This window comes from Bradyrhizobium sp. SPXBL-04, assembly GCF_051853035.1.
In the GTDB taxonomy this organism is placed as follows: Bacteria; Pseudomonadota; Alphaproteobacteria; order Rhizobiales; family Xanthobacteraceae; genus Bradyrhizobium; species Bradyrhizobium zhanjiangense.
The window spans coordinates 7,816,746-7,838,562 of record NZ_CP182472.1 but is presented as its reverse complement, the minus strand read 5'-3'; the positions used below and the strand labels follow the sequence as shown (position 1 = coordinate 7,838,562).

19 protein-coding genes are annotated in these 21,817 nt (G+C 65.4%); 8 read left to right on the top strand and 11 right to left on the bottom strand.

The features are described 5' to 3' along the window. The first annotated feature begins 106 nt into the window (after nt 1-106). Nucleotides 107-370: a DUF7662 domain-containing protein gene (locus tag ACNJX8_RS37365; RefSeq protein WP_439358723.1), complete on the top strand. Its 264-nt coding sequence runs from the start codon at nt 107-109 to the stop codon at nt 368-370. 175 nt (nt 371-545) lie between these two features. Here ACNJX8_RS37365 and ACNJX8_RS37360 read toward each other — a convergent pair whose 3' ends face one another. Beyond that, nucleotides 546-3,422: an EAL domain-containing protein gene (locus ACNJX8_RS37360; RefSeq protein ID WP_164934725.1), complete on the bottom strand. Its 2,877-nt coding sequence runs from the start codon at nt 3,420-3,422 to the stop codon at nt 546-548. A gap of 139 nt (nt 3,423-3,561) precedes the next feature. Then, a complete protein-coding gene (locus tag ACNJX8_RS37355; protein ID WP_439358722.1) occupies nt 3,562-4,560 on the bottom strand; it encodes an NAD(P)H-quinone oxidoreductase in 999 nt (332 codons plus the stop codon). Nucleotides 4,561-4,670: 110 nt separating this feature from the next. On the opposite strand from ACNJX8_RS37355, the gene ACNJX8_RS37350 reads away from it, so the two are divergent. Together ACNJX8_RS37350 and rcdA are read left to right on the top strand one after the other, a co-directional pair. After that, nucleotides 4,671-4,862: a DUF1192 domain-containing protein gene (locus ACNJX8_RS37350; protein ID WP_128945104.1), complete on the top strand. Its 192-nt coding sequence runs from the start codon at nt 4,671-4,673 to the stop codon at nt 4,860-4,862. A gap of 515 nt (nt 4,863-5,377) precedes the next feature. Next, nucleotides 5,378-5,887, top strand: coding sequence for a protease adaptor protein RcdA (rcdA, locus tag ACNJX8_RS37345; RefSeq protein ID WP_439358721.1), 510 nt, complete (start codon nt 5,378-5,380; stop codon nt 5,885-5,887). 248 nt (nt 5,888-6,135) lie between these two features. Here rcdA and rpmE read toward each other — a convergent pair whose 3' ends face one another. After that, nucleotides 6,136-6,363, bottom strand: a complete 228-nt coding sequence (rpmE, locus tag ACNJX8_RS37340; protein ID WP_027573780.1) for a 50S ribosomal protein L31 — start codon at nt 6,361-6,363, stop codon at nt 6,136-6,138. A 196-nt stretch (nt 6,364-6,559) separates the two neighbouring features. On the opposite strand from rpmE, the gene ACNJX8_RS37335 reads away from it, so the two are divergent. Beyond that, a complete protein-coding gene (locus tag ACNJX8_RS37335) occupies nt 6,560-8,419 on the top strand; it encodes an ABC transporter ATP-binding protein/permease (RefSeq protein ID WP_439358720.1) in 1,860 nt (619 codons plus the stop codon). Between the two features lie 195 nt (nt 8,420-8,614). On the opposite strand, the gene ACNJX8_RS37330 is transcribed toward ACNJX8_RS37335, so the two are convergent. The 4 genes from ACNJX8_RS37330 to ACNJX8_RS37315 form a co-directional block, all read right to left on the bottom strand. Continuing rightward, nucleotides 8,615-8,821, bottom strand: coding sequence for a hypothetical protein (locus ACNJX8_RS37330; protein WP_128936586.1), 207 nt, complete (start codon nt 8,819-8,821; stop codon nt 8,615-8,617). Between the two features lie 79 nt (nt 8,822-8,900). Continuing rightward, nucleotides 8,901-9,347, bottom strand: coding sequence for a GNAT family N-acetyltransferase (locus ACNJX8_RS37325; RefSeq protein WP_439358719.1), 447 nt, complete (start codon nt 9,345-9,347; stop codon nt 8,901-8,903). Further along, nucleotides 9,347-10,375 (bottom strand): peptidoglycan -binding protein, encoded by a 1,029-nt coding sequence (locus ACNJX8_RS37320; RefSeq protein ID WP_128936584.1) that lies wholly within the window; start codon nt 10,373-10,375, stop codon nt 9,347-9,349. The genes ACNJX8_RS37325 and ACNJX8_RS37320 overlap by 1 nt, the downstream gene beginning before the upstream one ends. A 157-nt stretch (nt 10,376-10,532) precedes the next feature. Continuing rightward, the gene (locus ACNJX8_RS37315; RefSeq protein WP_249758216.1) at nt 10,533-11,549 is read right to left on the bottom strand and encodes a flagellar motor protein MotA; all 1,017 of its coding nucleotides are present in this window, start codon (nt 11,547-11,549) and stop codon (nt 10,533-10,535) included. Nucleotides 11,550-11,714: 165 nt separating this feature from the next. Between ACNJX8_RS37315 and ACNJX8_RS37310 the strand changes: the two genes are divergently transcribed. After that, the gene (locus ACNJX8_RS37310; RefSeq protein ID WP_128936582.1) at nt 11,715-12,743 is read left to right on the top strand and encodes an SAM-dependent methyltransferase; all 1,029 of its coding nucleotides are present in this window, start codon (nt 11,715-11,717) and stop codon (nt 12,741-12,743) included. Nucleotides 12,744-12,770: 27 nt separating this feature from the next. Here the strand turns inward: ACNJX8_RS37310 and ACNJX8_RS37305 are convergent, their stop codons facing one another. Beyond that, complete coding sequence (locus tag ACNJX8_RS37305; protein ID WP_439358718.1) at nt 12,771-13,274, bottom strand: SRPBCC family protein; 504 nt, start codon at nt 13,272-13,274, stop codon at nt 12,771-12,773. A gap of 240 nt (nt 13,275-13,514) precedes the next feature. Between ACNJX8_RS37305 and ACNJX8_RS37300 the strand changes: the two genes are divergently transcribed. From ACNJX8_RS37300 to ACNJX8_RS37290, 3 genes are all read left to right on the top strand, one after another. Next, a complete protein-coding gene (locus ACNJX8_RS37300; RefSeq protein ID WP_439358717.1) occupies nt 13,515-14,426 on the top strand; it encodes a LysR family transcriptional regulator in 912 nt (303 codons plus the stop codon). 242 nt (nt 14,427-14,668) lie between these two features. Next, nucleotides 14,669-15,862, top strand: a complete 1,194-nt coding sequence (locus tag ACNJX8_RS37295) for an efflux RND transporter periplasmic adaptor subunit (RefSeq protein WP_439358716.1) — start codon at nt 14,669-14,671, stop codon at nt 15,860-15,862. Between the two features lie 6 nt (nt 15,863-15,868). Further along, nucleotides 15,869-19,021 (top strand): multidrug efflux RND transporter permease subunit, encoded by a 3,153-nt coding sequence (locus ACNJX8_RS37290; protein ID WP_439358715.1) that lies wholly within the window; start codon nt 15,869-15,871, stop codon nt 19,019-19,021. Nucleotides 19,022-19,175: 154 nt separating this feature from the next. Here ACNJX8_RS37290 and ACNJX8_RS37285 read toward each other — a convergent pair whose 3' ends face one another. From ACNJX8_RS37285 to ACNJX8_RS37275, 3 genes are all read right to left on the bottom strand, one after another. Continuing rightward, nucleotides 19,176-19,967, bottom strand: a complete 792-nt coding sequence (locus tag ACNJX8_RS37285) for an inositol monophosphatase family protein (RefSeq protein WP_128936577.1) — start codon at nt 19,965-19,967, stop codon at nt 19,176-19,178. Nucleotides 19,968-20,051: 84 nt separating this feature from the next. Beyond that, nucleotides 20,052-21,134 carry an HcpA family protein gene (locus tag ACNJX8_RS37280; protein WP_439358714.1) on the bottom strand — a complete coding sequence of 361 codons (1,083 nt, stop codon included), beginning with the start codon at nt 21,132-21,134 and terminating at the stop codon, nt 20,052-20,054. Between the two features lie 8 nt (nt 21,135-21,142). Continuing rightward, nucleotides 21,143-21,817, bottom strand: coding sequence for a thiamine phosphate synthase (locus tag ACNJX8_RS37275; protein ID WP_128955506.1), 675 nt, complete (start codon nt 21,815-21,817; stop codon nt 21,143-21,145).

Genomic DNA, 21,817 nt, shown 5'->3' with positions numbered 1-21,817 from the left:
TTGAGTAGTGTTTAAGGCGGGACGGCGCTGCCGCAATGAGTTAAGAATCGGTTTATGCGGCGCACGGTTTTTGGCAGCCTCATGTGACCGGGACGAGAGGACGATTGTGAACGACTACCACGCGTTGCGCGACTATCTATTGCGGCAGAAGCAGGACGAGTTGGTGTTGAGCTTCGAGCAGATCGAGGAGATCATCGGCGCGGCCCTGCCGCGCGCGGCGCATCGTGCCTCCTGGTGGGACAGCCTGCGCAGCCCCGACATCCAGATGCCGCAACGCGAAGCCTGCCTCGCCGCCGGCTTCGTGGCGACGCGCACGCCGGATGGCCAGAGCGTGCGGTTCAGGAAGCAGAAGAGCGACCGGCGGCGATAGTATCGCTGAGGAGCACTCTTCCTTGTGGGAGAGGGTGGCTCGCCGCGTAGCGGCGAGACAGGTGAGGGGTCTCTCTCCGCGCGCCAATCTCTTGCAGTTGAACCCGCGGAGACAACCCCTCATCCGGCGCTTCGCGCCACCTTCTCCCACAGGGGGAGAAGGAACAAGAGAGCGATCAGCTCGCCGCTTCCAGCCGCACTTCCGTCAGCAGCCGCATCGCCGCGTCGGCGTCCATCGGCTCGCCGAAGGCGAAGCCTTGGGCGTATTCGCAACCCATCTGGTAGAGCTCGACCGCATCGGAATCGGTCTCGGCGCCCTCGGCCACCACGTCCATGCCGAGATCGTGCGCGAGCGCGATGATCGACTTCAGAATCACCGGGCGGGTGCCGCGGCTGGTGGTGCGCACGAAGGACTGGTCGATCTTGATGGTGTCGAACGGGAAGCGCTGCAGATAGGCCAGCGAGGAATGGCCGGTGCCGAAATCGTCGAGCGAGAGCCCGGTGCCGAGCTCGCGGATCCGCGTCAGCATCTGCGCTGCGTGCTCCGGATTCTCCATCACCAGCGATTCCGTCAGTTCCAGCTTGAGCGTGCCGCGCGCCACCGAGGAGCGTGACAGCACGGTGCGGATGTCGTGGATCAGATCGTGGCGCAGCAATTGCCGCGACGACACGTTGACGGAGGCGAAGATCGGCTCGCGCGAGCGCATCGCGCGCTGCCACACCGCGAGCTGTTTTGCGGTCTGGTCGAGCACGAACATGCCGAGATCGACAATCAGCCCGGTCTCTTCCGCGATCGTGATAAATTCCGACGGCGCCATGCGCCCGAGCTTCGGATGGTCCCAGCGCGCCAAGGCCTCGAAGCCCGCGATCGAACGATCCTCCAGCCGCACGATCGGCTGGTACAGGATCGTGATCTCCTTCCGCTCGATGGCGCGGCGCAATTCGCTCTCCAGCGTCAGCCGGTCGGTCTTCCGCGCACGCATCGCCGGCTTGTAGACGTCGATACGATCGCCGCCGATGCGCTTGGAGTGATACATCGCAAGCTCGGCGTCCTTGATGATCTCGTCCGTCAGTTGGGTCTGCGGATCAGACAAAGCGAGGCCGATCGAAGCCGTGAGGAATATCTCGCGGTCGTTGAACGCGATCGGCGCGCGGATGGTCTTGCGGATGGTCTCGGCGAAGGCGGTGATCCGGGCGGGATCCTGCTCCGACAGCAGGATCAGGCCGAACTGGTCGCCTGCCATCCGCGCCAACGTGTCCTGCGGCTTCAGGATGCGGGTAAGGCGGCGCGCCAGCGTTAGCAGGATGGAATCGCCGACCGCGATGCCGACAGAATCGTTGACCTGCTTGAAGCGGTCGAGGTCGATCACCATCAGCGTCGGCCGCAGCGTCGGCATGCTCTTGGCGAAGTGTGCCACCGCACCCAGCCGGTCCATGAACAGTTTGCGGTTGGGCAGGCCGGTGAGGTTGTCATGCACGGAATCGTGCAGCAGACGTTCTTCCGCGTTGCGCAGCTCGGTGACGTCGGTGAGGGTGCCGACTACGCGCGAGACCTCGCCGTCCGACCCGACCACCGGGCGCGCCTTCAGCGCGAACCACATGAAGTGGCCGTCCGGGGTGCGCAGGCGGAAATCCTGCACCAGGCGGCCGCGGCGCTGGTCGAGCACGCTGTCGAGCGCGGCGCGGAAACGGTCCTGGTCGAGCGGATGCAGCACCTCTAACCAGGACGCGGCCGGCCCCTCCAGCGTGCCGCGCTTGAGGCCGAGCAGGGCCTCGGTCTCAGGGCTGGTGAAGACCTTGTCGGCGGACACGTCCCAGTCCCAGATCAGATCGCCGGAGCCGGCCAGCGCCAGTGCGCGGCGCTCGATGTCGGAGACGACGCCGGTCGAGGCGCCGCCGCCGGCGAAGGCGTGCTGCATCACCGTGAAGCCGATCAGCATCACGATCAGCACGAGGCCGCCGAGCAGGGCCGGGCCGACGATGTCGTTGGTGACGGAGCCGGCGACCGTCATGCCGGCCGCCACCACCCAGACCACCAGGAGGAACCAGGTCGGGATGAGCAGCACCGCGCGGTCGAAGCCGTGGGTAGAGAGATAGACGATCAGCGCAAAGCCGGCGAAGGCGATCAGCACCAGCGAGACGCGCGCGATGCCGGAGGCCACCGCGGGATCGAACAGCGCCAGCGCGACGAGCGAGCCAAGGAAGGCCAGCCAGCCGACCGTGATGTGCGAATAGCGCACATGCCAGCGGCTCAAATTGAGATAGGCGAACAGGAACACCAATAGCGTCGCCGCCAGGATCGCTTCGCCCGCCGCACGCCAGATGCGCTCGGCGTTATTCGACATGTCGAGCACCTTGCCCCAGAAGCCGAAATCGACGCCGATATAGACCAGCACCGCCCAGGCCAGCGCCGCGGCGGCCGGGAACATGATGCTGCCCTTCACCACGAACAGGATGGTCAGCACCAGCGCAAGCAGGCCGGAGATGCCGATCACGATACCCTGATAGAGCGTGAAGGAGTTGACCTTGTCCTTGTAGGCTTCCGGCTCCCACAGATAGAGCTGCGGCAGCTTGTCGGTGCGCAGCTCGGCGACGAAGGTGACAACGGCTCCCGGATCGAGCGTGATGCGGAACACGTCCGCGGTTGCGCTTTCCTGACGTTCGGGCCGGTCGCCGATCGAAGGCGTGATGGTGGCGATACGCGACAGGCCGAGGTCGGGCCAGAGCAGCCCTGAGGAGACGATGCGGTAATGCGGGGCGACGATCAGGCGGTCGAGCTGGTCGTCGGTGTTGTTGGCGAGCGCGAACACCACCCAGTTCTGGCCACCTTCGCGGGCGCGCACCTCGATGCGGCGGACGATGCCGTCGGTGCCAGGCGCGGTCGAGACCTGGATGCGGTCGGCATCGCTGCGCTGATGCTCCAGTACACCGGTGAGGTCGATCGCGGGCGCGTCACTGCGAACGCTGACAGCATCGAGCGCGCGTGCAGGGGACGCGGCAACGAGCATCATGAGGCCCAGCGCGATGGGCGCGAGGCACCTGAGCAGACGCAAGGTCAGTTCTCCGCGTTCGACGCAAACTTCGAGTGCAAGGCGATTTCAGACCGGACAGAATTGGTTCGGTGTGTCGCGATAGATGCCACGAAAGCGAGGAAAATCAAAGGGTTTCCGCCTTGCCCTGTGGGCCGGCGGCCTACACCTCCAACACAATTTTGCCAATATGTGCGCTGGTCTCCATGCGCCGGTGCGCGTCGGCCGCCTTTTCCAGCGGGAAAGTGCTGTCCATCAGCGGCTTGATGCGGCCTTCGCGCAAAAGCGGCATCACTTTCGCCTCAATCGCGGCCACCATCGCCGCCTTGTCCGCATTACTACGGGGGCGCAGCGTCGAGCCGGTATGGGTCAGGCGCTTCACCATCACCTTGGCAATGTTGACGTTGACCTTGGGGCCGTTGAGCGTCGCGATCTGGACGATGCGGCCATCGACCGCGGCGGCATCATAGTTGCGATCGACATAGTCGCCGGCGACCATATCGAGGATCAGGTTGACGCCGACCTTGTTGGTCTCTTCCTTGACCACCGCCACGAAGTCTTCGCTCTTGTAGTTGATGGCGCGGTCTGCACCCAGCTTGAGGCAGGCATCGATCTTGTCCTGCGATCCCACCGTGACGAACACCTTCGCGCCGAACGCTTTGGCCAGTTGGATCGCCATGGTGCCGATGCCGGAGGAGCCGCCATGGATCAGCAGCGTCTCGCCGGCCTTGAGGCCGCCGCGCTCGAACACGTTGTGCCAGACCGTCATCAGCGTTTCCGGCAGCGCGCCGGCTTCCCTGATCGACAGCGCCGGCGGCACGCTCATGGCCTGGGCGTCCTGGGCGATGCAGTACTGCGCATAGCCGCCGCCGGCGACGAGCGACATCACCTTATCGCCGATCTTGTGCCGCTTGGCATTGCTGCCGACCGCCACCACTTCGCCGGCAATCTCCAGGCCCGGCAGGTCGCTGGCGCCGGGCGGCGGCGGGTAGGCGCCGGAGCGCTGTGCGACGTCGGGCCGGTTGACGCCGGCGGCCTCGACCTTGACCAGGATCTCGTCGGGCCCGGGCTGCGGCACGACCCGTTGTTCCGGCACCAGCACCTCCGGTCCGCCGTGCCGGGAGATGGCGACCACGGTCATTTGCGCGGGCAGCTTGTCCATGATGTGTCCTTGAGCAAAGGTGTGGAATGGAATGAGGCCATTGCTTAGCCAGCGCGCTCCACGCTGGCAACCTCGGCCTGGTAGATCGCGCGAACGCAGGAGGAACGACGATGCCGACGGAAGACGACGACCGCCCGCGCAAGAAGATCAGCCATGAAATCGGACAGGATCTCTCACTGTTGTCGGTGGAGGAGCTGACCGAGCGCGTGACGCTTCTGAAAACCGAGATCGCAAGACTGGAAGAAGCCGCCACCAAGAAGCGCGCCTCGCGCGATGCGGCGAATAGTTTTTTCAAGTCGTAACCGCTACAGCCGTCGTCCCGGCGAAGGCCGGGACCGATACCGCGCGATCTATCTGTAGGGATCGACCGAAGCACCGAACGACCGGTCTTCGTCAAACCACTCCCTGTGGTTATGGGTCCCGGCCTTCGCCGGGATGACGTGGAGAATTTGTTCCGTACCCCACTCGGCCACTGGCCGAGATGGCTAACGAACTCTCAAAAATTTAGCTCGTTTACGGTCGATTAAGCTTTCGGGTTTATGACTGGAACCGTCCTCGTTTGGACACCGAGTGGCTCCTGTCCACTCTGTTTGACGCCTCCCTGTTATCAACTTTCAAAGCCGCCGGTCTCCGGCGGCTCTTTTTTGCGTCCACTTCCGCTTTTTTGCGTCTCCTTCCGGTTGAATTCCTGCGAATGACCCGCGGAAACCATATCCGCGCTTGTCGCTGGACTCCGCGCTCCCAGCGCGCAATGATTTGTTCATCATAAGCCGGCGCCAAGCCGGAGAGTCAGACAGTTGCGTAAGGGGCGTTAACCATGGAACGTTTGCAGGCCGACGGCGCTCTCGTTCAACTCAGCGAGCGGTTCACCAATTCTGCGGCGTTCAGCGTCCTGTTCCGCGAGGGCATGGACCTCGTCGAAGAGACCGCCGCCTATCTCGACGGCGCCGGCCGCACGGAGGCCAAGGCGCTCGACCGTGCCGTCAGCCTGACTTATGCGACCGAGAGCATGCGTCTCACCACCCGCCTGATGCAGCTCGCCTCGTGGCTGCTGCTGCACCGCGCGGTGAAGGAAGGCGAAATGACGCTGAGCCAGGCCAACCGCGAGAAGACCAAGGTCAAGCTCACCGCCGCCGATCCCGGCCCCGCCGACACCATCGAGAAGCTGCCCTCGCAGCTCCAGGATCTGATCCACCGCTCGATGAGCCTCCAGACCCGCGTCCGCCGTCTCGACACCACCATCCACACCCCGCCGGCCGAGCACGCCCCGATCGGCAACCCGCTGGTGCCGCACCTCAACGCGCTCAAGGCCGCGTTCGAGCGGTAGGATCTAATCTAATCCGCGCACTCTATGTTGAACCGTCACCCTGAGGTGCTCGCCTCTTCGGCGAGCCTCGAAGGGCGACGGCCCGGCTGCTGCACCTCGGCCGTTCATCCTTCGAGGCTCCCGGTGTGATGCTTCGCATCGCGCCACTCGCGCCTCAGGATGACGGGTCTGGTAGCAACGTGCGGGCCCCAAAACAAAAACGCCCCTGGGCTCCCAGGGGCGTTTTTCGTCGCAGCCTTGCGGCCGGATCAATCCTTTTTGAGAAAGCCCGAAAACTTCTTCTGGAAGCGCGAAACGCGGCCGCCGCGGTCCATGATCTGGGCGCTGCCGCCGGTCCAGGCCGGGTGCGACTTCGGGTCGATGTCGAGGTTCAGCGTGTCGCCTTCCTTGCCCCAGGTCGAGCGGGTCAGGTACTCGGTTCCGTCGGTCATGACGACCTTAATCGTATGATAGTTCGGGTGAATTTCGGCTTTCATGGCAATTCCTCGGCGCCCGGGCGCCTCTTGGGTGGCTAGCGAATGACGGATTTGGCCGGCTCTATACCTCAGGCCCCCCCGCAAAACAAGCCATATGCCGGCTGGTGACCGGGCTTGCCCCTAAGGGACATCCCGGATTTGCCACTCCCCTTGCACCAGCCTATTGGGAGCAAACGAATGCAATGGGTCGGATCTCATGAGCGCAGTGGAACGGCTTGATGAACAGTATGTTCAGCCCGAAATGAATTCCCAAGTGAATTCCGCCGACACTCCGTCGATCGAGGCCGATCTGATCGAGCAGCCCGCCAGGGGCCGCGCGAAGCTCCGGCCGCTGCTCGCGCTCGCGCCTTATGTGAGCCGCTATCGCGGCCGCGCCGCACTGGCCTTCGTCGCGCTGACGGTCGCGGCACTGACCACGCTGCTGGTGCCGGTCGCGGTGCGCCGGATGATCGATTTCGGCCTGACGCCCGAGGGCATCGAGCTGATCAACAGCTATTTCTCGGTAATGCTCGCGGTTGTCGCCGTGCTCGCGCTTGCGAGCGCCGCGCGCTACTACCTCGTGATGACGATCGGCGAGCGCATCGTCGCCGACCTCAGGCGCGACGTCTTCGGCCACCTGTTGTCGCTCTCGCCGACCTTCTTCGACTCCGCGCGCAGCGGCGAGCTGATCTCGCGGCTCACCGCCGACACCACCCAGATCAAATCCGCCGTCGGCGCCTCGGTGTCGATCGCGCTGCGCAATCTCATGATGTTCCTCGGCGCCGCCGCGATGATGGTGATCACCAGCCCCAAATTGTCGGGCTTCGTGCTGCTGGCGATACCCTTGATCGTGCTGCCGCTGGTGGCGTTCGGGCGCTGGGTGCGGCGGCTGTCGCGCAATGCGCAGGACACGCTCGCCGACGCCTCCGCCTATGCGGGCGAGCTGGTCGGCGCGATCCGCACCGTGCAGGCCTATACCAGCGAGCAGTTCGCCGAAAAGCGCTTCGGCGGCAATGTCGAGCAGGCCTATGAGGCGGCGCGCACCTCGACCCAGGCCCGTGCCGTGCTCACCGCCATCATCATCTTCATCGTATTCGCAAGCGTGGTCGCGATCCTCTGGATCGGCTCGCATGACGTGCTCACCGGTGCGATCACGCCGGGCCGGCTCGGTCAGTTCGTGCTTTATGCGGTGTTCGCCGCGGCGGGCCTCGGCCAGCTCAGCGAGGTCTGGGGCGAGGTGTCGGCGGCTTCGGGCGCGGCCGAGCGCCTGTTCGAGATCTTGCATGTAAGTCCCGAGATCACCGCGCCTGCGTCGCCGCGCGCGCTGCCGGTGCCGGCACGCGGCGAGGTCGGCTTCGATCGGGTCAGCTTCGCCTATCCGGCGCGGCCCGATGTCAAGGTGCTCGACACGGTGTCGTTCACCGTGCGCCCCGGCGAGAAGGTTGCGATCGTCGGCCCCTCCGGCGCCGGCAAGAGCACCATCTTTCATCTGCTGCTGCGCTTCTACGATCCGCGCAGCGGCGCGATCGCGCTCGACGGCGTGCCGGTCAGGTCCGCCAATCCGCACGATGTCCGTGCTCGCATCGCGCTGGTGCCGCAGGAATCCGTAGTGTTCGCGGCAAGCGCCCGCGAGAACATCCGCTTCGGTCGGCCCGATGCCACCGATGCCGAGGTCGAGCGCGCCGCCGAGCTCGCGCATGCCGCCGAGTTCATCCGCCGCCTGCCCGAAGGCTTCGAGACGGCGCTCGGCGAGCGCGGCGTGACGCTCTCCGGTGGCCAGCGCCAGCGCATCGCCATCGCCCGCGCCATACTGCGCGATGCGCCGCTGCTGCTGCTCGATGAAGCCACCTCCGCGCTCGATGCCGAAAGCGAGACGTTGGTGCAGACCGCGCTGGAAGAGCTGATGCGGCATCGCACCACGCTGGTGATCGCACATCGCCTCGCCACCGTGCTCTCCTGCGACCGCATCCTGGTGATGGATCAGGGCAGGATCGTCGAGCAGGGCACGCATGCCGAGCTGGTCGCCGCGAACGGCCTCTATGCGCGGCTGGCGCGGTTGCAGTTCGAGGGGGCGTGAGGCGTTCGGAACGTTGCCAAAATCGCGACAGTGAGAGTGTTGCGATATCGTTCTACAATCTCGTCATTGCGAGCGAAGCGAAGCAATCCAGAATGTCTCCGCGGAGAGACTCTGGATTGCTTCGTCGCAAGAGCTCCTCGCAATGACGTGAGGAGGGAGCTGCGCACCACAACTGGGAGAGCGTCCCAGCGGACATTACCGGCACTTCGGCGAGAGCGTCGGCACATTCGGCCACGGCCAGTTCTTCCAGCTGCCGTCCTCGCCGACGCAGGCCGATGCTGCAGGGCCGCTCGTATCGAGTTGCATCGCAAAGCGCTGGTCGACATAGGTCGTCGACAGATATCCGGCGACGATGACGCCCAGAAAGACCGAGGAACCCTTGGCCAGGTCGCGCAGCTTCATCGATCGTCTCCATCCGCTTGTCATCGCTGCTCTGGCTACAACGACTAACAGACGTCGCAGGATCCAGGCGTGACAGGCCTCACGCCCGCCACACCATCTTCAGCACCGGCCGTCCCGAGGTCGGGTTCACGTCGTCGCCGGCATGGGCAAAGCCGTTGCGCTCATAGAAGCGGATGGCGCGCGCGTTGTCCTTGTTGACGAGCAGCGTGACGCCAGTCGGGGACAGGCGCTTGGCCTCATCCACCAGCAGCCTTGCTGCATCCGAGCCCCAATGGGCGGGATCGACCACGAGCTGGTCGAGATAGCCGTCGCCATCGATGGTAACGAAGCCGGTGAGGGCGCCATCCTGTTCGGCGACGACGATCGAGGCCTTCGGCACCAGGTCCTTGCGCCATCGCTCGCGCCACCAATCGAGGCGGGCGGCGAAGTCGATCTGCGGATAGGCCTGCTGCCAGGTGCGATGCCAGAGGTCGATCGCGGCCGCTTCGTCCTCGGGCCGGTAGGGGCGGAGATGGAGGGCGCTCACTACCGCTCCGTCAGCTTCAGCTCGATACGGCGGTTGCGCTTGTAGGCCTCTTCCGTGTTGCCGGTATCGAGCGGCTGGAATTCACCAAAGCCGGCGGCGACGAGGCGCTGGGCGGGCACGCCGAGCGAGATCAGGTATTGCACCACCGAGATGGAGCGGGCGGCGGACAGGTCCCAGTTCGACTTGAAGTTCGGGCCGTTGACCGGGCGTACGTCGGTATGTCCGTCGACGCGCAGCACCCAGGGAATCTCGCTCGGGATCTTCTTGTCGAGGTCGATCAGCGCGGTCGCCAAGGTGTCGAGCTCGGCGCGGCCCTCGGGCAGCAAGGTCGCCTGTCCGGTGTCGAAGAACACTTCGGACTGGAACACGAAACGGTCGCCGACGATGCGGATGTCGGGGCGGTTGCCGAGGATGGCGCGCAGGCGGCCGAAGAACTCCGAGCGGTAGCGCGACAATTCCTGCACGCGCTGCGCCAACGCGACGTTCAGGCGCGCGCCGAGATCGGCGATCCGGTTCTGCGATTCCTTGTCGCGCTTCTCGGAGGCATCCAGCGCCTCTTCCAGCGCCGCCAATTGCCGCCTGAGCGCGCTGATCTGCTGGTTCAGCACCTCGATCTGCGCCAGCGCCCGCGCCGAGACCGCTTTCTCGGAGTCCAGTGCCTTGCCGAGCTCGGCGGTCTTGCCTTGCGCGTCGCTGCCGGCATTGGCGAGACCTTCATAGAGGCCCTTCATGCGGTCGCGTTCGGATTCGGCCGAGGCAAGGCCGGCCCTCAGTTGCGACACCTGGTCGTCGAGCGAGAGCTTGCCGAGCTTCTCCAGCGATAAGAGCTCATTGAGCTGCGCGATCTTGGCGTTGAGCTGCTCCAGCGCCTTGTCCTTGCCGGTGACCTCCTGCGACAGGAAGAACTGCACGACCAAAAACACCGACAGCAGGAACACGATCGACAGCACCAGCGTCGACAGCGCGTCGACGAAGCCGGGCCAGTAGTTGAAGGCGCCTTCACTGCGGCGGCCGCGGGCAAGAGCCATGATCGTCTCCGTTTCATGCGTGTGCCGGACGCGCTGCAGCGTGTAACACTGCTGGGCAGAGCCGGGACCCAGAATCACTCGTCGAATGGGCGCCGGATCAGCGACGCATCACTTCGTGCTGCATCGCGTCCGGGGCACGAGATCTTTCGTCCTGTTCTCAACTCTTCTCGGGCTGGCGCGCAATGCGCTCCAACAGGCGCCGGATCTCGCGGTTCTGTTCGCCCTGGCCGTCGGCCCATTCGCGGATCATCTGCTGCTCGGTGCGCATGTGCGAGACCAGCGCCTGGATGGCTTCGGCGAGGCTCGCCATCGCCGCGGTGGTGCCGCGGTTGGCGCTGCCTTCCTCGAGCACGGAGCGCAGCCGTTCGACCGCGGCCTGGAGCTCGCCGCTGGCCACGCCACCGCCGCTGGAAGCGACCGCCACTTCGCCGCTGCCATATTCGCGCACGGTGGTGGCGAGCCAGTCTTCGAGGTCGGTGTAGAAGCGGTTCTGCGCCTGGCTCGATTGCAAATCGAGGAAGCCGAGGATCAGCGAGCCGGCGAGGCCGAACAGCGAGCTCGAGAACGAGATGCCCATGCCGCCGAGCGGGGCGGCCAGCCCCTCTTTCAGCGTGTCGAACAGGGCGCCGGAATCACTGCCGACCTTGAGCCCGTCGATCACCTTGCCGACCGAGCCGACCGTCTCGATCAGGCCCCAGAAGGTGCCGAGCAGGCCGAGGAAGACGAGCAGGCCGGTCATGTAGCGGGAGATGTCGCGGGCCTCGTCCAGGCGGGTCGCAATCGAATCGAGCAGATGCCGCATCGTGGTCTGGGTGATCGACATCCGCCCCGAGCGCTCGCCGCCGAGGATCGCCGCCATCGGCGCCAGCAGCTTCGGGTGCCGGGCCGGCGCCAGGCCGGGATCGGCGATGCGGAAATTGTTGACCCAGGACACCTCAGGGTAGAGCCGTATGACCTGGCGGAAGGCCAGCACGATGCCGATGAAAAGCACCGCTCCGATCAGGGCGTTGAGGCCGGGATTGGCGAAGAAGGCCTGGATGATCTGCTTGTAGAGCACCACGCCCACCAGCGCACACAGCACCAGGAAGACCAGCATCCGCACCAGGAAGACGCTGGGCGAGGACAGTTTGGTGTACTCAATATCCATGGTGGAGCGGGAAGTGCCAGACCGCATGCCGGTATCATCCATTACGAAGCTTGCTTGCGGGCGCACTATGGCACAGCGCCGGCCCAAAAAAAGCGCCGGATGCGCCGATTTCGGGGACAGCTTGGGGAACTCGGACCGAAAGCCGCGCTTTGATAGGCCGGTGTCTGCAAGAGCTCGCCATTCGGGGGCCGCATGAGCGTCGTTTCCGCGATCATCGGGACTGCCGAACGTGTGCCGTTGCCGGACGTGGTGATGCGTGCCGCGATCCAGCGCCTGTGCTCGCGCACGGCGACACGCCTGTCCAAGCTGGGGGCGGCCGACGATGCCGCCTTCGCCGGGCGGATGATGCTGCGGCCGATCGCCGAGGACGCGGATGCTGCCCGCGGCCGGCATGACGAGGTGCCCGCTTCCTTCTTCGCGCAGGTGCTCGGCCCCAACCGGAAATATTCGTGCTGTTTCTACAAGACCGATGCGACCTCCTTGCAGGAGGCGGAGGAGGAGGCGCTGCGCCAGACCGTCGAGCATGCCGGTCTGGCCGACGGCCAGGCCATCCTGGAGCTCGGCTGCGGCTGGGGCTCGCTGTCCCTGTGGATGGCGCGGCAGTTTCCGCACGCCCGGGTGACGGCGATCGCGACCTCGCAGGCGCAGCGCGCCTATGTCGAGGAGGAGGCGCGGCTGCGCGGATTGCTCAATCTGCGCGTGGTCACGGCCGACATGAACGTGTTCGCGCCCGAGGGCCAGTTCGACCGCATCGTCTCGGTCGAGATGTTCGAGCAGATGAGCAACTGGCGCAAGCTGATGACGCGTGCGCGGTCATGGCTCACGCCGGAGGGGCGGTTCTTCATGCACGTCGTCACCCACCGTTCCGGTTCGCATCTGCTTGACCCCGCCGATCCCGACGACTGGATCGCGCAGCACGTCTACACGAGCGGTCTGATGCCGAGCCATCACCTCGTCAGGCAATTCGACGATATCTTTGCGATCGAGAAGGAATGGTGCTGGAGCGGGACGCATTACCAGCGCACCGCCAACGACTGGCTCGCCAATTTCGATGCGCATCGCGACGCCATCGAGGCCTCCTTGCGCGGGGTCTATGGCGAGGAGGCCGCTCTCTGGATGCGTCGCTGGCGCTGGTTCCTGCTCGCGACCGCAGGCCTGTTCGGTTATGCCGACGGAACCGAATGGGGCGTCAGCCACTACCGCATGAAGGCCGCCGATTAGCGTGCATGCCGCGCCCCATTTCCCCTGTCAATTGCCCTCGGACACCCACTTCAATGTCGCCAGCCACAGATCGTGGCCCCGGTGCAGCAGGCTCTCATCGGCCTCTCGCAGGTGCGCGGCATCCTTGCCGACACCGACTTCATCGGTGACGACCAGGCAGCTCGCGCCGCGAGGGACCAAATACCAGGTATGATAGAAGCTCGGTTGCGTCCCCGGCGCGTAACCGTACCAGCCGAGGCGTGTATGCGGCACGTATTCGTGCATCTTGCTCTCGATCGACAGGCCGAACGTACTCCAGCGCCACGTCGTGTCGTTGCCCAGAACCTTGGTGCCCTCGGGAAGTTCGACGTCCCTGGCGTTCGGATACCACTGCGGCCACTTGCTGGCGTCCACGATGTGGCTCCAGACCTTCTCGCATGACGCGTTGATGAGAAGCTCGTTGTGCGCAAACAGATCCGCAGTCGCAGGATTGAAGCGCTCTGGCCAGTGAATCTCGTTCGAGCGCATCGCGAGGTCTTGCTTCATCGTCATGATCGCTTCCTTTCTGGTGCCTGGGGAAGGTGCGTTAGTTTGCGCGCCGGCAGAGGCGGCGATCGAAAGCAGCGACGCGCCTAGCAGCGTCCAGCGCGTGCAATACCTGATGCTCTGAAAATAAGACCGTTTCGTCATGTTCGCCTCCGCGTCTTCGGTGGCGACACAGATGTCAGATGGTGATTGCGGATCCAATTTCCGTTATGTCAAAATAGACATTCATATAAATCAGGAATTGCGATGCCCTTCGATGGACGGTTGCTATCGGGTGTGACTGTCCTCTCGGCCGTCATCGAGGCCGGCACCATCGCACGCGCGGCCGATGCGCTGGGCCTGACGGCCTCGGCCGTCAGCCGCGCCATATCGCGTCTGGAAGCGCGCGTCGGGGTCAGATTGCTTGAACGCACGACGCGCTCGCTCTCCTTGACCGATGAGGGGCGACGCTTCTACGAGCGCGTCGGACCGCACCTTGCCGGCATCGAAGAAGCTGCAACCGAGGCTTCGGGCTCCGCCGGCATCGTACGCGGACGGCTCAGGGTGAACGTCGATCCGTTCTTCTCGCGCATCGTCCTGTCATCTCACATCAGGACGTTCCTGGTGCAGCATCCGCAAGTCTCGCTGGAGCTTCTCATGCGTGACGCGATCGGAGATCTCGGCGCCGGCGGCTTCGATCTCGCGTTGCGGTTCGGTGAGCCGCCGCAGGGTTCGTTGGTGGGGCGCAAGCTCGTCGAGACCCGCGTTCTCACTGTTGCCTCGCCCGCCTATATCGCCGAGCACGGCCGGCCACGACATCCGTCCGAAGTCCCGGACCACGATTGCATCGGCTTCTATGACGCGGCGAACCAGCGGCCTTTCGATTGGGAGTTTCGTAAGGGAAAAGAGGTGCTCCCCGTGAAGGTGTCCGCCCGCGTTCTGGTTTCGGATGTCGGCGCCATGCTCTCGGCTTGCGTAGCCGGCGCAGGCATTGCGCAGATTCTCCAACTGGGCAGCGGTCACCTCGTGCAAAGCGGAGCATTGGTCAATCTGTTTCCGGAATGGTCAGGTGAGATGTTCCCGCTCTATGCCCTGTTTCCGTCGCGCCAGCACCAGCCCGCGAAAGTGCGAAGCTTCATCGACTTCTGCCTCGGTGTGATCGCAAGGGAGAATGCCTGAAGGTTGCCGGATTGCGATCTTCTGTCGCAGCACGCGCTGATGGAACCCGACTCACAATCCGGTGAGTCCCGAAAAGCTTCAAAAAGTCAGCACGATAGATCATGTGACATTGAGCCGCCCGCAGCATGCGTTGCATCGCAGCAGGCGCATTCTATTTTGGCGGCATCGGCCGCGTGCAAAGAGCCCAGAACGGGCCCGCGCGGAGCGTGATCAGTTTCAACGAAATCGGGGCGACTCACTTCATGTCAGGACTTCGTGCGCGATCGGCATGCGTTGCAATGATGCTCGCGGCCTTAGCGCCGCTGCTGGTGGGCTGTGACGAGTCCAGCTCGGCCGTATCCGCCGCTCCGCCGTCCGACCCTGACGTCAGCATCGTCGTCATCAAGCCGCAGCCGCGCGCCGTGGTGCGGGAGCTGCCGGGCCGCATCGCGCCGACGCGTGTCTCCGACGTGCGGCCGCGCGTCTCCGGCATCGTGGTCGAGCGCATGTTCCGCCAGGGCAGCGAGGTGAAGGCGGGCGATCCGCTCTACCGCATCGATCCACGTCCGTTCGAGGTCGAGGTGTTGGCCAACGAGGCCGCGGTCGCCAAGGCCGAAGCTGCTGCGATGCAGGCGCACCAGCAGGCACGCCGCATCGCCACGCTCACCAAGGATCGCGCCGCGCCAGAGGCCGAGAACGAAAAGGCAATCGCCGCCGAGCGGCAGGCCCAGGCCGAGGTCGAGGGACGCAAGGCGGACCTCGCGCGCGCAAAACTCAATCTCGATTACGCTACCGTGCGCGCGCCGATCGACGGTGTCGTCGGTGCGGCGCTGGTCAGCGAAGGCGCGCTCGTCGTGCAGAACGAGACCAATCTCGCCAGCATCCAGCAGCTCGATCCGATCTATGCGGACTTCACCCAATCGGTGACCGAGCTCAACCAGCTCCGCCGCGCCTTCGAAACCGGCGATCTCGAGCGCATCGCGCCCGATGCCGCCAAGGTGCGACTCGTGCTCGATGACAACACCACCTATTCGCTCGACGGCAAACTGCTGTTCTCCGACGCCAAGGTCGATGCCCACACCGGCCAGGTGACACTGCGCGGCGAATTCCGCAATCCCAAGCGCGAGCTCCTGCCGGGCATGTATGTCCGCGTCCGCATCGACCAGGGTCTGGACGCCGACGCGATCGCGGTGCCGCAGCAGGCGATTCAGCGCAATGGCGGCGGCGGCAGCGAGGTCTTCGTCGTCAAGGACGACAACCACATCGCGGTGCAGGCGGTGCGCACCGGTTCGGTGCAGGACGGATTCTGGTTTATCACCGAAGGCCTGAAGGCCGGTGACAAGGTCGTGGTCGAAGGCTTCCAGAAATTTGCGGCCGGCGACAAGGTCAAACCGCAATCATGGTCGGAGGCGGACGCGACCGCGGACAACCGGCACGCCCAGAAGCTCACGCGGTAACGCGCCATGCCGAGTTTCTTCATCGACAGGCCGATCTTCGCCTGGGTGGTCGCGCTATTCATCTGCTTGATCGGTGCGATTGCGGTTCCGCTGCTGCCGATCGCGCAATATCCGATCATCGCGCCGCCCTCGATCTCGGTCTCGACCAGCTATCCCGGCGCCTCGCCGGAGAACCTCTACAACAGTGTCACGCGGCTGATCGAGGAGGAGCTCAACGGCGCCTCCGGCATCCTCAATTTCGAATCGACCAGCGATTCGCTCGGCCAGGTCGAGATCATCGCCAACTTCCAGCCGGGCACCGATACCAGCGCCGCCTCGGTCGAGGTGCAGAACCGCATCAAGCGCGTCGAGGCGCGCCTGCCGCGCGCGGTGATGCAGCAGGGCATCCTGATCGAGGAAGCCTCCAGCGCGGTGCTTCAGATCATCACGCTGAACTCGACCGACGGCAGCCTCGATGAGGTCGGCCTCGGCGATTTCATGATCCGCAACGTGCTCGGCGAGATCCGCCGCATTCCCGGCGTCGGCCGCGCCACGCTCTACTCGACCGAGCGCAGCTTGCGCGTCTGGGTCGATCCAGCCAAACTGGTCGGCTATGGGCTGACCGCCGACGACGTCAACAAGGCCATCGCCGCGCAGAACGCGCAGGTCGCCTCGGGCAGCATCGGCGCCGAGCCGTCGACGTCGAGCCAGCGCACCTCCTCGCTGGTGCTGGTCAAGGGCCAGCTCTCGTCCCCGGACGAATTCGGCGCCATCATCTTGCGCGCCAACGCCGACGGTTCGACCGTGCGCCTGCACGACGTCGCGCGCATCGAGGTCGGCGGCCTCAGCTACCAGTTCAACACGCGCCTCGACGGCAAGCCGACCGCCGGTCTTTCCGTGCTGATGTCGCCGACCGGCAATGCGCTGGCGACCGCGAGTGCCGTCGAAGAGAAGATGAAGGAGCTGTCGCGCTTCTTCCCGGCCAACATCACTTACGAGATCCCCTACAACATCACGCCCGTGGTCGAGGCCTCGATCAAGAAGGTGCTGTCGACGTTGGTCGAGGCCGTGGTGCTGGTGTTCGTGGTGATGTTCTTGTTCCTCCAGAACATCCGCTACACCATCATTCCGACCATCGTGGTGCCGGTGGCGCTGTTAGGGGCCTGTTCCACGCTGCTGCTCGCCGGCTACTCCATCAACATGCTCTCGATGTTCGGCATGGTGCTCGCGGTCGGCATCCTCGTCGACGACGCCATCGTCGTGGTCGAGAACGTCGAGCGCATCATGGCCGAGGAAGGCCTGCCGCCGAAGGAAGCGACGCGCAAGGCGATGTCGCAGATCACCGGCGCCATCATCGGCATCACCTTGGTGCTGATGGCGGTGTTCGTGCCGATGGCGTTCTTCCCGGGTTCGGTCGGCATCATCTACCGCCAGTTCTCCGTGACCATGGTCGCAGCGATCGGCTTCTCCGCCTTCCTGGCGCTGTCGCTGACGCCGGCGCTGTGCGCGACCCTGCTCAAGCCTGTCGCCGCCGGTCACGGTCACGCCAGGAAGGGCGTGTTCGGCTGGTTCAACCGCGTGCTCGAAGGCGGCAAGGAGGGCTATTCCCGCACCGTCGGCTTCTCGCTGAAGCGCACCGGCCGCCTGATGCTGGTCTATGTCGCGCTGCTGGCCGGTCTGTCCTGGGCCTTCGTCAACCTGCCTGGCGGCTTCCTGCCCGTCGACGACCAGGGCTTCGTCACCACCGACGTGCAGACGCCGTCGGATTCGTCCTATGCCCGCACCGAGGCCGTGATCGAGAAGGTGGAAAAATATCTGGCGCAGCGGCCCGGTGTCGACAACGTCACTTTCCTCACCGGCTTCAGCTTCTCCGGCCAGGGCATGAACACCGCGCAGGCCTTCATCACCTTGAAGGACTGGTCGGAGCGTGGCCCGAAGGATTCCGCCGCGGCGATCGTCAACGACATCAACCGCGATCTGTCCTCGATCCGCGATGCCAAGATCTCAGCCCTCCAGCCGCCGCCGATCGACAATCTCGGCAATTCCTCGGGCTTCTCATTCCGACTCCAGGATCGTGGCCAGAAGGGCTATACGGCGCTCATGCGCGCCGCTGATCAGCTGATCGCGGAGGCCAATGCGAGCCCGGTGCTGCAGAAGGTCTATATCGAAGGCCTGCCCGAGGCCGGCGTGGTCAATCTCGTGATCGACCGCGAGAAGGCCGGCGCGTTCGGCGTCACCTTCGAGGACATCAACAACACGATCTCGACCAATCTCGGCTCGAACTACATCAACGACTTCCCGAACCGCGGCCGCATGCAGCGCGTCGTGGTGCAGGCAGATAGCCGCGACCGCATGCGGACCGAGGACATCCTCAACTACAACGTCAAGAACAGCCGCGGCCAGCTGGTGCCGTTCTCGTCCTTTGCAACTGTGGAATGGGCGCGCGGGCCGACCCAGATCGCCGGCTTCAACTACTATCCGGCGGTGCGCATCTCCGGCGAAGCGAAACCCGGCTTCACCTCGGGCGACGCGATCGCCGAGATGGAGCGGCTCGCCGGCAAATTGCCGCGCGGCTTCGGCTATGAATGGACGGGACAGTCGCTCCAGGAGAAGCTCTCGGGCTCGCAGGCGCCGTTCCTGCTGGCGCTGTCGGTGTTCGTGGTGTTCCTGTGCCTTGCCGCACTCTATGAAAGCTGGACCATTCCGCTCGCGGTGCTGCTGACCGTGCCGCTCGGCATCGTCGGAGCAGTGAGCGCGGCGATGCTGCGGGGCCTGCCTAACGACGTCTATTTCACCGTCGGCCTGATCACCATCATCGGCCTCGCGGCAAAGGACGCGATCCTGATCATCGAGTTCGCGAAAGATCTGCGCAAGGAGGGCAAGCCGCTGGTGGAAGCCACCATCGAGGCCTGTCGCCTGCGCTTCCGCCCGATCCTGATGACCGGCCTTGCCTTCATCTGCGGCGTGCTGCCGATGGCGATCGCCCACGGCGCCGGCGGCGCCAGCCAGCAAGCGCTCGGCAGCGTCGTGATGGGCGGCATGATCGCGGTGGTGATCCTGGCGCTCTTGATGGTGCCGGTGTTCTTCGTCTCGGTGCAGCGCGTGCTGGGCGGGGATCGGGAGCCGAAGATGGCGAAGGAAGACGAGGCCTACGGGCCACCGGCGCCGGTGAAGCCGTAGGCACACTGTCATGCCCCGCGCAGGCGGGGCATCCAGTACGCCGCGGCATCTCCGTATCCAACTGATGTCTCTGGAATACTGGATCACCCGCTCCAGTGCGCAATTGCGCACAAGGCGGGTGATGACAGCGGAATGCGGAGCGCGAGCTTCCGCCTTACGCCGCCTTCCGCAAAATCTTCACCAGCTCTCCGTGCACGAACTCGTTGCCGCACACCACGTGCCCCTTCGTCAGCGCATCGCCGGGCGTGTCGATGTCGCTCACGGTGCCGCCGGCTTCCTTCACCATGATCTGGCCGGCCGCGATGTCCCAGGGCGAGAGATTCCGTTCCCAATAGCCGTCGAGACGGCCGGCGGCGACGAAGGCGAGGTCGAGCGAGGCGGCGCCGAAGCGGCGCAGGCCCGCGACGCGGTCCTGGATCGCGGTCATCTCGCGGCGGAATTCCTCGTGGTCGCCGCGGCCGATATGGGGCAGGCCGCAGCCCACCACGCATTCGTTGAGCTGGCGACGGCCGGCCACGCGCAGCCGCTGGTCGTTGAGGAAGGCGCCCTTGCCGCGCTCGGCGATGTAGAGCTCGTCATTGGCGGGATTGTAGATCACGCCCGCGATCACGGTGCCCTCGCGTGCGAGGCCGATCGAGATCGCGAATTGTGGGATGCCGTGCAGGAAGTTGGTGGTGCCGTCCAGGGGATCGACGATCCAGGTGTGGCTCTTGTCGCTGCCTTCGCGGGTGCCGCCCTCTTCGCCGATGAAGCCGTAGCCAGGCCGGGCCTTGGCGAGGTCCTGGTAGAGGATCTCCTCGGCGCGCTTGTCGGCGAGCGAGACGAAATTCGCCGGGCCCTTCAGCGAGACCTGGAGATGCTCGATCTCGCCGAGATCGCGCTTGAGGCTGCGGCCGGCGCGGCGCGCGGCCTTGACCATGACATTGATAGTTGCGGAGTACAGCATGAGCTCTGGTCTTGATCGGGGGAAATGGCGCGAAATCGCGCCTGTTTGAGGGATGGGGTGCCCTGCGAGGGCGCCAAGGTCAAGTCATTTGGTCCCGAGCCATTTCTTTGCGGCGGCTTCCGCCTTGGCCCGGTCCTCGGCCGGCAGATCGGACAATTGCTTGTCGAGCTCCGGGTCGCCCTTGCCGGCGGTCTTGGCCACCAGGTGCCATTTGAAGCCCTCGACCTTGTCCACGGCCGTGCCCATGCCGTTGATCAGCACCCAGGCCAGCCGGTTCTGCGCGATCGCGCTGCCCTGGCGCGATGCCTTGCGGAGCAGCGCCACAGCGGCCGGCTGGTTCTTCGGCGTGCCGGTGCCGTTGAACAGCGCGATGGCGTATTCGACCTCGGCATCGACATTGTCGGCCAGCGTCGCGGCCTGGAGCAGCCGCACCGCGCGTTCCGGGTCCTTCGGCACACCGGTGCCCTCCTTGTAAAAGGTCGCGAGCGCGTATTGCGCCTCGGGCAGGCCGCCATCGGCGGCCTGGCGCAGCAGCTCGGCGGATCGCTTGACGTCCTGCGGCAGGGTCTGGCCGTCCAGGTAAAGCAGAGCGAGGTTATAGGCCGCCTTGGGCTCGCCCAGCTTGGCGGCAGAGGCCATCAGCTTCACCGCTTCGCCCTTGTCGACCGGGCCGCCGCGGCCGGACATGCGCAGCATGGCGAGCGCGAACATCGCCTCGCGGTCGCCGGCATCCGCAGCGCGCTTGTACCATTCCTGTGCCTTGGCGTAGTCGCGGCGGATGCCCATGGCGTTGGAATAGAGCTCGCCGAGCATGGTCATCGCCTTGGGATCGCCTCCTTGCGCGCGGGCGGTGGCGAGCTCGAACGCCGTCTTGTACTGGCCGCGCTGATAGGCGCCGAACACCAGATCGACGTTGGAATTGTCGGTCGGCGGCGCGGGGATCACGGTCGCGGCCGGGGCCGGCTTGGAGGAGGGGGCCGGCTTGGGCGAAGCCGAAGGCTTCGGCGCCGGTGCGGCCTCCTTCTTGTTGGTGAGCGCGTGCGGCTTGGGCTTCGGCTTCTCGGCGGGCGGGCTCGGCGTTGTGGCCGGCGGGGTGATCTGGAGCTGCGCGGCCGCGGGCACTGTGAGCAGCAGCGTGGCCAAAATGGTGATGCGCGGGAGCTTCATGTCGGGCGCTAGCCGTGCTCCTGGCCAGCCGGCGCCGTCGCATGGGCCTTCTTGATTGCAGCATCGGCCTCGACCAGCGCGGCCTTGGGCCCGCGCGGATCGGCCCAGATGAACTCGCCGGCCAGCACGAAATCGGCACCGCTGGCGGCGAAATCGTAGGCCTCCTCGAGCGAGGTGGCAAAGCCGACGCAGGGCGGCTCGAACAGCTCAGCCCACCAGTCCAGCCGCTCGGCGATCGCCTGCGACGACGGCCGCTGGCCGTTGGCGTCGGGCTCGCCGAACAGCACGTAGTCGGCGCCCATCTCGCCCGCGCTCATGGAATCGTGGCGCGTGGCGAGCCCGCCGACGCCGGCAATGCGATCCGGCTTGAGCGAGGGCGCCGCCTCTTCCAGCGCGGCAAGGCCCGTGAGGTGCGCACCATCGGCGCCGCCGCGCGCCACCAGTTCGGCATGGCCGTCGATCAGCAGCGCGGCGCCCGCCTTCTGCACCGGCGGCGCGAAGGCCTTGATGCGCGAGATCATCGTGCGCTGGTCGGTCTCCTTCAGCCGCAGCAGCACGGCCGCAACATCGGCGGAGGCGAGCAGCGCAGGCAGCTCGGCCACAAGAGAAGCGGGGTCATCGACAACAGGCGTCGCGAGATAGAGACGCGGCGCCGGGCGCGGCGGAGGCGGTTTGTTCGACAA

What these genes read in the sequence shown, in the direction of transcription:
- ACNJX8_RS37355 (WP_439358722.1), bottom strand. Translation starts at nt 4,560, where the DNA reads ATGGACAAGCTGCCCGCGCAAATGACCGTGGTCGCCATCTCCCGGCAC.
- ACNJX8_RS37350 (WP_128945104.1), top strand. Translation starts at nt 4,671, where the DNA reads ATGCCGACGGAAGACGACGACCGCCCGCGCAAGAAGATCAGCCATGAA.
- rcdA (WP_439358721.1), top strand. Translation starts at nt 5,378, where the DNA reads ATGGAACGTTTGCAGGCCGACGGCGCTCTCGTTCAACTCAGCGAGCGG.
- rpmE (WP_027573780.1), bottom strand. Translation starts at nt 6,363, where the DNA reads ATGAAAGCCGAAATTCACCCGAACTATCATACGATTAAGGTCGTCATG.
- ACNJX8_RS37335 (WP_439358720.1), top strand. Translation starts at nt 6,560, where the DNA reads ATGAGCGCAGTGGAACGGCTTGATGAACAGTATGTTCAGCCCGAAATG.
- ACNJX8_RS37330 (WP_128936586.1), bottom strand. Translation starts at nt 8,821, where the DNA reads ATGAAGCTGCGCGACCTGGCCAAGGGTTCCTCGGTCTTTCTGGGCGTC.
- ACNJX8_RS37320 (WP_128936584.1), bottom strand. Translation starts at nt 10,375, where the DNA reads ATGGCTCTTGCCCGCGGCCGCCGCAGTGAAGGCGCCTTCAACTACTGG.
- ACNJX8_RS37315 (WP_249758216.1), bottom strand. Translation starts at nt 11,549, where the DNA reads ATGCGGTCTGGCACTTCCCGCTCCACCATGGATATTGAGTACACCAAA.
- ACNJX8_RS37310 (WP_128936582.1), top strand. Translation starts at nt 11,715, where the DNA reads ATGAGCGTCGTTTCCGCGATCATCGGGACTGCCGAACGTGTGCCGTTG.
- ACNJX8_RS37305 (WP_439358718.1), bottom strand. Translation starts at nt 13,274, where the DNA reads ATGACGATGAAGCAAGACCTCGCGATGCGCTCGAACGAGATTCACTGG.
- ACNJX8_RS37300 (WP_439358717.1), top strand. Translation starts at nt 13,515, where the DNA reads ATGCCCTTCGATGGACGGTTGCTATCGGGTGTGACTGTCCTCTCGGCC.
- ACNJX8_RS37295 (WP_439358716.1), top strand. Translation starts at nt 14,669, where the DNA reads ATGTCAGGACTTCGTGCGCGATCGGCATGCGTTGCAATGATGCTCGCG.
- ACNJX8_RS37290 (WP_439358715.1), top strand. Translation starts at nt 15,869, where the DNA reads ATGCCGAGTTTCTTCATCGACAGGCCGATCTTCGCCTGGGTGGTCGCG.
- ACNJX8_RS37285 (WP_128936577.1), bottom strand. Translation starts at nt 19,967, where the DNA reads ATGCTGTACTCCGCAACTATCAATGTCATGGTCAAGGCCGCGCGCCGC.
- ACNJX8_RS37280 (WP_439358714.1), bottom strand. Translation starts at nt 21,134, where the DNA reads ATGAAGCTCCCGCGCATCACCATTTTGGCCACGCTGCTGCTCACAGTG.